Origin of the sequence: Chryseobacterium populi (assembly GCF_000282115.1) — a bacterium.
Lineage (GTDB): Bacteria > Bacteroidota > Bacteroidia > Flavobacteriales > Weeksellaceae > Chryseobacterium > Chryseobacterium populi.
Genome location: NZ_AKJY01000108.1, coordinates 1 through 6118 on the forward strand (window position 1 = coordinate 1; position 6118 = coordinate 6118).

At 39.8% G+C, this 6118-nt stretch carries 4 protein-coding genes and 7 tRNA genes; 10 read left to right on the forward strand and 1 reads right to left on the reverse strand.

Annotated features, from left to right (window positions below):
* On the reverse strand, positions 1-3072 hold a 3072-nt coding region (locus tag PMI13_RS19075), incomplete at its 3' end, for an Ig-like domain-containing protein (protein WP_157158224.1).
* 322 nt (positions 3073-3394) lie between these two features.
* Between PMI13_RS19075 and rpsU the strand changes: the two genes are divergently transcribed.
* The 10 genes from rpsU (at position 3395) to PMI13_RS19125 (ending at position 5833) form a co-directional block, all read left to right on the forward strand.
* A complete protein-coding gene (gene rpsU / locus PMI13_RS19080; protein WP_007846872.1) occupies positions 3395-3592 on the forward strand; it encodes a 30S ribosomal protein S21 in 198 nt (65 codons plus the stop codon).
* Between the two features lie 83 nt (positions 3593-3675).
* Complete coding sequence (locus tag PMI13_RS19085; RefSeq protein ID WP_007846873.1) at positions 3676-4563, forward strand: tyrosine-type recombinase/integrase; 888 nt, start codon at positions 3676-3678, stop codon at positions 4561-4563.
* On the forward strand, positions 4560-4850 hold the full coding sequence (locus PMI13_RS19090) for an HPF/RaiA family ribosome-associated protein (RefSeq protein ID WP_007846875.1): 291 nt from the start codon (positions 4560-4562) through the stop codon (positions 4848-4850). Before PMI13_RS19085 ends, PMI13_RS19090 begins: the two co-directional genes overlap by 4 nt.
* A 109-nt stretch (positions 4851-4959) precedes the next feature.
* Positions 4960-5033: transfer RNA gene (locus tag PMI13_RS19095), tRNA-Thr, on the forward strand.
* A 20-nt stretch (positions 5034-5053) separates the two neighbouring features.
* Positions 5054-5134: transfer RNA gene (locus PMI13_RS19100), tRNA-Tyr, on the forward strand.
* A gap of 87 nt (positions 5135-5221) precedes the next feature.
* A tRNA-Gly gene (locus PMI13_RS19105) sits at positions 5222-5294 on the forward strand.
* A 93-nt stretch (positions 5295-5387) separates the two neighbouring features.
* Positions 5388-5461: transfer RNA gene (locus PMI13_RS19110), tRNA-Thr, on the forward strand.
* Between the two features lie 20 nt (positions 5462-5481).
* A tRNA-Tyr gene (locus tag PMI13_RS19115) sits at positions 5482-5562 on the forward strand.
* Positions 5563-5648: 86 nt separating this feature from the next.
* A tRNA-Gly gene (locus PMI13_RS19120) sits at positions 5649-5721 on the forward strand.
* A 40-nt stretch (positions 5722-5761) separates the two neighbouring features.
* Positions 5762-5833 (forward strand) — tRNA-Thr (locus PMI13_RS19125).
* Positions 5834-6118 lie beyond the last annotated feature (285 nt).

Genomic DNA, 6118 nt, shown 5'->3' on the forward strand with positions numbered 1-6118 from the left:
GATCTGTACATCCGGATCACTTTCCGCTGTTATGGTAATGGATGCCGGGCTACTCGTACAGTTTCCTGTTGAATTTGTCAGAGTATAGGTTCCGGGTGTTGTTACTGTAATGGATGGTGTTGTTGCTCCGGTAGACCATGTATTTCCTGTTGCCTGGCCGGATGTTAATGTTACGTTTCCTCCATAGCATATTGTTGTAGACGATGCAGTAATGGTTGATACAGCAGATTGCGTTACATTTAATTGTAATTCAGCAACTTTAAAACAGGTTCCTACCTTCACTCTTACATAGATTGTAGCATTTCCGGAGGTATATGCTGTAGGAGTAGCGATTGTACTTGCGTTTCCTGCTATTGCATCTGCCTGGTTTACATAATAGGCAAAAGTAGCTCCAGCAGTTGTACTGATGGCTGGCTGTGCTGAAGTAAGATCAAAGGTAGCAGTCGTACTATTGGTACATTCGCTTAAACTAGCATTCTGGACGGTAGGCACAGCGCCTTGTGTTACCGTTACTGATTCCTGATACTGGCATCCTGCCGGAGTTTCCACCGTAACAGTATACGTTCCCGGAGCTGAAACCGAAATCGTGCTTCCAGTTGTACCATTTGACCATGAATAGGTGTTCCCTGTTCCTGCAGACGTAGCTGTTAAGGTAGTTGAGGAGCCCTGACAGAAAACCAGGTTTCCTGTGATCTGTATATTCGGATCACTTTCCGCTGTTATCGTAATGGACGCAGGACTACTCGGACAGTTTCCTGAGGAATTTGTCAGGGTATAGGTTCCTGGTGTTGTTACTGTAATGGATGGTGTTGTTGCTCCGGTAGACCATGTATTTCCTGTTGCCTGGCCGGATGTTAATGTTACGTTTCCTCCATAGCATATTGTTGTAGACGACGCGGTAATGGTTGATACAACAGACTGTGTTAAATTCAGTTGTAATTCAGCGACTTTAAAACAGGAGCCTACCTTCACTCTTACATAGATTGTAGCATTTCCGGAGGTATATGCTGTCGGGGTAGCGATTGTACTTGCGTTTCCTGCCGTAGCATCTGCCTGGTTTACATAATAGGTAAAAGTAGCTCCCGCGGCGTTACTGATGTTTGGCTGTGCCAAAGTAAGATTAAAAGTGGCAGAAGGAGGGGAAGTGCTCGTCGGACATGTGGAAAGTGTGGTGTTATTTACGGTCAGGGGTGCTATTGTAATGTTCAGGGTAACCTGTTCGCAGTCTATAAACTCAGGGGCATTGCCACAGAATCTGTAAACAATCTGATCTGTTCCATTCCCTGTTGTGGGAGTATAGGTAATCGTTCCGTTAGGGTTTACTACCGCTGTACCATTGGTAGGAGGGGTGACAATCGTTACCGTACCGGGCACAGGTGTCTGTGTTGAAGAAGTAAATGTTGGTGTAATTACCTGTGATGAACATACATTGATATTCTGCGTGGTAAGTTTCAGACAGGAGAACACCTTAAAAATAGGTGTTACTACGGCTGCACACGATCCGTTTTGTATTCTTACGGTATAATTTCCGGCTTGTGTGGGAGTATAGGTATGAGAAATTGCTCCAGGAATATCTACTCCGTTGAGCATCCACTGATAGCTGTCAAAACCAGCTTCTACCTCAAGCACGGCTCCGGGTACACAATCTCCGCTTTTCTCAATAATAGGAATAGAAGAAAATCCTGCGAAATACCCGCCATAGCCGGCGGAGCTGTATCCTCCGTTTATCCCGGAAGTTAAGGCTCTGGAGGAATTGATGGTAAGGTTCCCTGTGACATTGTTTAGGGAATAGGTTACCCATTGGGTGCTTCCTGCTAACGGATAAGGACCTTGCGCAGGAGTAGGGGCGGTACCATTTACGGTTACCGTGGCTCCTGCTTCGGTCAGAATATTCAGTTTCAGGTTGGGTGTTGTGCCGGATCCCGGCATTACATCAACATTTCCGATCTCATCAATTTTTTTCGGAAGGAAACAGTTCAGTGGAGGAATATAATTAAATCCGCAGGTTGCATTACTGTCTCCTACACCTACAAACTGGTATAAGTATACATTCTTTGAGGTGGAAATATACATATTGGAGTGACCTGCTGCCCCAGGTTGGGCTATATAGCTGCTTTCATTGATTCTGTACCATTGTCCCGCATTGAGGGTCTGCACGGGGGTAGCGGAGCCATTTAAAAATATCTGGGTATTATTTTCGGTAGCTACAATTAATCCCCCTTCCATGTTTAAAGAAGGATCGGTAGACCTGGTCTTTACCATGGCAAAAGAATTCCCAAGCCTTTCAAGGGGAACCGACTGATCAAGAATAGCATCTGATGAGCTGCCCAGAAGACCGCTGCCACCTGCTCCAAAATTTCCGCTGACACTGCCATTGGTTAGGGAAACCGGCTTGTTTGCCGTGACTTTGGCGCCGATAAAACCAGTCAGGTTTGGAATATTTCCGCTGAAGGCATTTCCTCCTCCTCCTGCAAAAATAAAAGACTGTCCTTTGTTTAAGGTAAAGGTATGGGAATTTCCTGTAGGGGTTCCTCCGAAGAAGATCAACCCGGCAGTATTCCAGCTTACCGTTACCGATGTATTGTCTTCTGTGGCCAGGATTCCTGCGGTAAAATTATAGACTGGCCTGTTACCGGCAACATTGGTATTAGGGCTTGATGCAATATAAAATTCTTTTCCTATGCCGGCTTTTCCTTTACAGGTAATAATTTCGGCATGAACATCATTTGCAAGTCTCAGGTTACAGAAAAAGGGTTGGGTGGCCTTCAGGTATACACCTTTATTGATTACCGTGAATGCATCACTTTCATCTTCAGTGTATATACGATTGGTAGCCAGGGTATACTGCTGAGGATTGCCTTTGCTGATGGTGACTGTAGTGAGGAGCGTATTGTTGCTGTATATCTCTACACCAAAAGGGGTTGTTGAATCAGTAGACAGAAAGATGGTATTGGTATAGTCTATAGCACTACTATTGTAATACGGCGCAATCCAATGCTCAGTATCTCTCTGTGCAGATAATGTATTAATGATCATAAGCATTAATACAAAAGTTAGTCGAAATATATTCATTTTTTTCTCAGTATTTTGTTTCTAAAAATAATGATAAAAAATGTTTTTTATATCATAAAATGACATAATTTAATGAATAATTGATAATTTTAATTAGGTTTTGTATGCTTATTGAAAATTTATTTACATTAAGGTTAATCGATGAATTTTTTTCAAGTATGGCTTTGTGACATTAACCCGGTTTGCCATTAATTTACCATAGATTAGGTTGTAAAAACACTACTTTTACTTCCATGGTTTTAAGAAACAGCAATATTTTAAAAATAAATTTTGAATATAATAAAAAAAAGCTATCTTTGCAGTCCAAAATGAGATGTAATATATGTTAATAATTCCTGTAAAAGATGGTGAATCCATCGATAGAGCGTTAAAAAAATATAAAAGAAAATTTGATAAAACTGGAACAGTTCGTCAATTAAGAGCCAGACAACAGTTTATTAAGCCTTCTGTAACTTTAAGACAAGCTAGATTGAAAGCTGCTCATAAACAAAGAGCACTTAGCAAAGAGGAACAGGCTTAAGAAATTTTCTTAACCAAAATACTGAATTCACTTTTCAAATACTTATATTTGAAAAGTGAATTTTTGTTTTTATACATCTACTTATGCTAGGTAAATTTTTAGATTATTTACAATTCGAAAAGAGGTATTCTCCTCATACTATTACAAGCTATAAAAGAGACCTTGAAGACTTTTCTCATTTTTACCTCAGAACAGAATCCTCGGAAGATCTTTCCAAAGCAGATAAAAAAGTTATCAGGAACTTTATTGTCGAATTAAGTGAAAATAGTATTTCAAAACGAAGTATCAACAGGAAATTATCTTCCCTTCGCAGTTTTTATCTTTTTCTTTTAAAGATCGGTGAAATTAAAGTTTCTCCCACTGAAAGTATTTCTTCCCTTAAATTCTATCCCGAAAAGCAGATTCCGATGTCTCAGGAGGAAATGCAAATGCTTGATGATCATATTTTTGAGGAAATGCATGACCTTCTGGAACAATGTATCATGGAAGTTTTGTATCAGACAGGAATCCGTAAAGCCGAACTTTGTGGCCTGATCTTTGAGAATGTAAACTTAAGCGGAAATGAACTGAAAATTATAGGGAAAGGAAATAAAGAAAGGTTTATTCCGATCTCGGGAAACTTAGCCGTTTTGCTGCAGAGCTACTTAAAGATCAGAAAGCCGCTGGATGAATATAAATCATGTTTTTTTGTCAATAAGAAAGGGAAAAAACTCAACGAAAAATTTGTTTATGTGGTAGTTAATAAGTACCTTAGTCTTATAACATCAAAGCAAAAAAGAAGTCCTCATATTCTAAGACACAGCTTTGCTACACACGTTTTGGACAATGGGGCAGAGATCTCTAAAGTAAAAAAGATATTAGGTCATTCCAGTCTTGCCAGTACTCAGGTCTATACGAATGCTAATATTGAACAATTGAAAAAAGTTTTTAATCAAGCTCACCCTCGAGCATCTAAAAAAGAAGAATTATGAAGATCACAGTACAATCAATTGGTTTAACTCCACACGAACCACTAGAATCACACATTGACAAAAAAGTGAACAAACTAGAGACCTTTTATGATAAAATACACGAATGCAAAGTGTTTTTAAAAGTAGAAAATAACTCGGATAAAACGAATAAAACAGCCGAGATCATTTTGGCGGTTCCGGGAGAAGATATCGTGGTAAAAAAGACAACAGCCAGTTTTGAAGAAAGTTTAGACCTTTGTGTTGATGCTGCTAAAAAGCTATTAATCAAGAAAAAAGAAATGGCTTAGGAAAAAAGTCAAAAAAAGTTACTTAAAAATTTGAGAATTCAAAAAATCCGTTCTATATTTGCACTCGCAAAAAGGGAACAGCGATCTTTTGAATTCTTTTTTAAAATATGCCTCCATAGCTCAGTTGGCCAGAGCACGTGATTTGTAATCTCGGGGTCGTGGGTTCGAATCCCTCTGGAGGCTCAATTTAATATAATATGTCTGGGGAGATTCCAGAGTGGCTAAATGGGACTGACTGTAACTCAGTTGCTTCGGCTTCGTAGGTTCGAATCCTGCTCTCCCCACATTTTATATTAGAAAAAAAAGTTGCAGATTTAATATAGTTTTTATAGATTTGCACAGCGTTTACCAATAGTTTTGGAAACAAAATTGCGGAAGTAGCTCAGTTGGTAGAGCGTCAGCCTTCCAAGCTGAATGTCGCGGGTTCGACCCCCGTCTTCCGCTCAGAAAGATCACACCAAAAGGGGTGATCTTTTTTTACTACTGATGTAGCGCAGAGTAGAGTTGCTCTGAATGTTCTCAGTCTTCTTTAAATATGCCTCCATAGCTCAGTTGGCCAGAGCACGTGATTTGTAATCTCGGGGTCGTGGGTTCGAATCCCTCTGGAGGCTCAATTTAATATAATATGTCTGGGGAGATTCCAGAGTGGCTAAATGGGACTGACTGTAACTCAGTTGCTTCGGCTTCGTAGGTTCGAATCCTGCTCTCCCCACATTTATATTAGAAAAAAAAGTTGCAGATTTAATATAGTTTTTATAGATTTGCACAGCGTTTACCAATAGTTTTGGAAACAAAATTGCGGAAGTAGCTCAGTTGGTAGAGCGTCAGCCTTCCAAGCTGAATGTCGCGGGTTCGACCCCCGTCTTCCGCTCAAAAAAAATCACGCTGGAGAGTGTGATTTTTTTAGTTGCGCCGACTTAGCTCAGCGGTAGAGTGCTTCCTTGGTAAGGAAGAGGTCACGGGTTCAAGTCCCGTAGTTGGCTCTCATTATAGTCCCGAATATATTCGGGATTTTTTTTGCTCTAAACTTAAACATATTTTTCAATATAAATCTTATTTGTATGGGATCAATTATCATTCATCATCCATCCTGAATTATTCATTTATTTCACCACTGGCAAGTTCCTTTTGTCATTTCGAGGAGCAAAGCGACGAAGCAATCTCCCCTATACAAAGCTTTTAAAGTAAAGAATCTGTATTTGAATCATTAATTAACGCATATAGTTTTTTTAACCTATAATTTTTGAATCTAAGTTGTAGTCCTGGAA